At 29.3% G+C, this 4048-nt stretch carries 6 protein-coding genes; all 6 read right to left on the reverse strand.

What is annotated here, in order from left to right:
- Positions 1 to 41: 41 nt before the first annotated feature.
- Positions 42 to 461, reverse strand: coding sequence for a YjdF family protein (locus HMPREF9171_RS103370; RefSeq protein WP_000784700.1), 420 nt, complete (start codon positions 459 to 461; stop codon positions 42 to 44).
- Between the two features lie 219 nt (positions 462 to 680).
- Positions 681 to 1232: a nucleotidyltransferase family protein gene (locus HMPREF9171_RS103365; protein ID WP_000161847.1), complete on the reverse strand. Its 552-nt coding sequence runs from the start codon at positions 1230 to 1232 to the stop codon at positions 681 to 683.
- 789 nt (positions 1233 to 2021) lie between these two features.
- Positions 2022 to 2366 carry a hypothetical protein gene (locus tag HMPREF9171_RS103360; RefSeq protein ID WP_000073534.1) on the reverse strand — a complete coding sequence of 115 codons (345 nt, stop codon included), beginning with the start codon at positions 2364 to 2366 and terminating at the stop codon, positions 2022 to 2024.
- Entirely contained in the window at positions 2359 to 2799 is a 441-nt protein-coding gene (locus HMPREF9171_RS103355; RefSeq protein ID WP_000716196.1) for a hypothetical protein, read from the reverse strand. Before HMPREF9171_RS103355 ends, HMPREF9171_RS103360 begins: the two co-directional genes overlap by 8 nt.
- Before the next feature lie 113 nt (positions 2800 to 2912).
- Positions 2913 to 3134, reverse strand: a complete 222-nt coding sequence (locus tag HMPREF9171_RS103350) for a hypothetical protein (protein WP_000840975.1) — start codon at positions 3132 to 3134, stop codon at positions 2913 to 2915.
- Positions 3135 to 3203: 69 nt separating this feature from the next.
- Positions 3204 to 3635 (reverse strand): hypothetical protein, encoded by a 432-nt coding sequence (locus HMPREF9171_RS1000000113975; protein WP_000761052.1) that lies wholly within the window; start codon positions 3633 to 3635, stop codon positions 3204 to 3206.
- Positions 3636 to 4048 lie beyond the last annotated feature (413 nt).

Below are 4048 nucleotides of genomic sequence, written 5' to 3' on the forward strand. Positions count from 1 at the left end.
GCTTGAGATGATACTCTCAAGCTTTTTATATGATGACACAATCAATGCCCTTTTTTCTTTTGGTAACGTTTTTCTTGTTTTAATTGGTACCGATGCTTTCTTAACTCATTTTTCTTACATTTCTGACTTAATTGACGTTCGTTTTTTATACTCATATGAATAGTTTTCATCGCCAATTGCGCTTTTGTAGATACTACTGGCTTACGTTTTTCTCTATTAATTTCTCTTTGCATTCTTTTAGGACTTTTTTTGTGTTCATTCGTACGCTTTAGAGAAATATCCGTTTTAACAAACTCGTATTTTTTTATCAAATCATTAAGTTTATGATTTATAAAATTAAAAACATCATCATCTTTAGGTTCTTTTCCAAAAAAATACCGAAAAACTTTGTAATCACCATCATCATCGTACTCAATCAAACCCAACCAAAAATTACCATCAAAATAGACTGTCATTTTCATACAGCCCCCTCCTTTAAATATTAAATTGCAATGGACGACCTGGAGGGAAGGTTACTGACGTTCACTGAACGCTTGCAGACTACCAACTGCAACGTGTTTTTATGCTATAACGATTATAACACAGTACACTATGATTATCGATAAACGACCTTATTAAAGGTCTATACTATTTGTCAGTCTAAAAATTTAAAAGCTGTTAAGCCAACTCCAGTAACGTTATCATTTTTTTATGATTGTTAAACGAGGCCAAATATTATTCCATTTCTTCTTATCCACTCGCTTCAAATAAACATTATAACGTAATAGATCCTCTTCAAAATATGGCGTAGGACTAACAATGAAATTTAATATTTCCTCTTCACCATAAGGGAGGTAAAGTTCGAGTTGATTTCTATCATCTAACCTTGCTCCCACTGCAGTACACTTTTCAGGAAATTTCGAAATAGCATCTTTAGAGCTAGTATACTTTGGGGTATTAGGAGAATGAGTGTTCATGTAAAATTCATTTTTAAGTTCCCAATCGTACTGTGGATAGTTATCCTTTAATTGTTGTTCTAATACCACCGTTTCTTCATAAGAAATATTTTTATCAAAAAATACAACATCAATGTCTGATGTCAATGTCTCATTTATTCCAGAAAGTTTATTCCATATAAAGTTTCTCAATGTGCCAGCACACAGCCAACAATCATTCAGTGGAAGAGATTTTATTATAGCTAAAATCTTCATTATATCAGAATTACATAAAATCATATGATAAATTTTAGTCATTTTATCTCCTTTGCTACATCTCCAGACAATGTTTAAATTTTAATCTTATTATATACCATTATTAGATCAGATAGTAAGATCAACAAGAAATACATCCTTAAATTTTAAACAATTTTTAGTTATTACAATCACGTGATTGAATGCTCCAAGTGTCAATTTAAGATAATTATTATCCCATATATTAAGCAAGAAGAATAATCATCAAGTTAACATATTAAATCAACCAGATAAAGGGATCGCTTTTGATGAAAAGAATTACATTGATGATTTATTGACAAACTGGAATATTAAAAGTATCATTTGATACCAGAATAATTACATAATTAATAAACCATTACTCAGAAAGAATAAAAACAACAATATTGTTATCTCGCCTAATACAAACAATAAACTTACATTTAGTTCACTAAAAATATTTAGCCTATTTCATATGTACAAGGTTATCAAAAGGATATTTAAAACTATGTACCAATATATGACGTTAGATACTAGGTTAAAATATTTTAACTTCTACAGTTCTTTTAAAGATGTCTTCGAAAATACTATAATGGAGCGTACATACTCCAAAATATTAAATTAAAAATAATGAAAATAAACCTTAAGTAAAGGTACATATAAACAAAGTAACTTAGAATGAGGAATCCCGATAACCTTATTTTTAGAAAAATAAAATGTCACTTTTAAAAGTAAACAAACCTTGATTTAACAAGGTTCGAGCTTTAGAAGTTAACTTAAACACTGAGCAATGATGAGCTTTTAGTGATTATAGAGCCACTGCTTCATCATCTTTCAGTAACCTTTCTGATAGGAATTAGTAACACAATGCTCAGAGTGATAACCGCCATTGACATCAGGAACGCGAACCTCTACTTTTTCATCAATAGATTTTAAGGACTTATCTGGTTGCAGGTAGACAATACCATCATTGGGGAGGTTCTGACCGCCTTCGATAACTTTTTTTCCTTTCTTAACAGATTTTGAGAAATCCAATTCAACAGAACTACCTGAGTTCAGTTGTCGTAGCAACTTAGGATTCAATTCATTATATGTAAAGTTACTTGGTCTTTTTGTGTATGTTGATTCTGCTAAAGTAGCAAATAGGTTATCAAAACTTTCTAAGTTCCAATTACTCAAATAATTTACCTCCAATTCGTATAGGTTGTCCTAAATACATATTTTTTAGGTCTAGCCGTCCTTTTTCTATATCAATATCAACTCTCCAACTTGATTCAGAATCATTATTAATCTCCCCAAAAAGTAAAATCCCCTCTCCTCCTCCTTGAGGTGTACCATTTCCCCCTTTACTCCATCGAACATCATTCCAATCAATTTGTACAGATTCTATCTTTTTATTCTGAGATTTTACAAAATCAATTATTTCTTGTTCATGCTCTTTGAGATAAGCTAATTGTTCTTTTTTTGTCATTTTTTTATCTTTCTTCACTTCTGATTGCTTGCTACTTTTTGTTTCATTATACTGACTTTTATGTTCACTATTCATTTGACAGCCTCCTAGTATCATACCAATAAGAACTATTGGTATGATACTTTTTATATGTTTTTTCATTATTTGCACCACCTATTTTATATTTGTATTATCATTAAACCAATAAACAATAAAAAATTACTAGCTTAAGAAATATAAATAGCATCTCTAATATTTTACTCGAAGAATTTTATCTATGAAAACTTCAATTTTTTCAGTTTAATAAACAGTTTATAAGGACTTATTAGGCTAAAGATAGACACTCCCATCATTTGGGAGATTTGATTTCCTTTCTTAACATCTTTAGAAAAATTAAACTTAACTGACTCCCCATTTTTTAACTTTTCTCTTTGAAATTCAGTTAATTCTTCTAAAACAAAAGAATTCGATCGAACTGTATTAGCACTTTCTGCCATACTTCAAAATATATCTTCAAATTCCTTAAGATTCCAACATCCCATTATATACCTTTCTTACTGTTATTATTAATCTTCAATAGTTGATAAATTATCTGAGCCAACTGAGTCAATATTAGGCATTTGATTATCACCCAATGTGAAATTTAGAGTAAAATTGGTTAATTCACTGCCATTTGCATAACTCCAAATTAATAATAGCTGCTCTCCGCCTTGAGGGGTTCCATTACTAGCTTCCACTATACGCACACTATTCCAATCATACTTAATTTCGCTAATATCTGGATTTTGGGTTTTGACATATTCAGTTAATTCTTTTTCATACTTTTTGAGATAAGCTACTTGTTCTTTTTTTATTACTTTTTTACCTTTCTTTACTGCTGACTGTTTGCTATTTTTTACTTCGTTTGACTGACTTTTAGATTCACTATTCATTTGACAACCTGCTAGTAACATCCCAATAATAGATATGGGAATTAACCATTTTACATATTTTTTCATCATGCTCTCTTTTCTTAGAAAATAAACTTCCCATGTCAAGTATCTAATAAAAATAATTATTATTTACCAGTATTTTAAAACTAATATTAGTATAACAAATTTTCACGAGTTTAATTTTTTAGTCGTAACATATACACTGAAAAATCTTATTATTTTATACTACCTATCTATCATTCACAAAGACTTTTATTACTTCAGAATCTATGACATTTAGGAGTCCTGTTTGAATTTCATTTAAATGTTGAGTCTCCACTAACTCCTGAAAAATTTCCTTATTATTTCTGCTTGTTTTAAAACTTCAATAACAATTGCAATAATGAAAAACAAATATAAGTAATTTTCAGTAACTTTTTCTTAAAATTACCAGTACAAAACAAAAAAAGACAAGATTTAGAAACCTTGTCTTTTAAAGT

This window comes from Streptococcus agalactiae ATCC 13813 (assembly GCF_000186445.1).
GTDB classification, from domain to species: domain Bacteria; phylum Bacillota; class Bacilli; order Lactobacillales; family Streptococcaceae; genus Streptococcus; species Streptococcus agalactiae.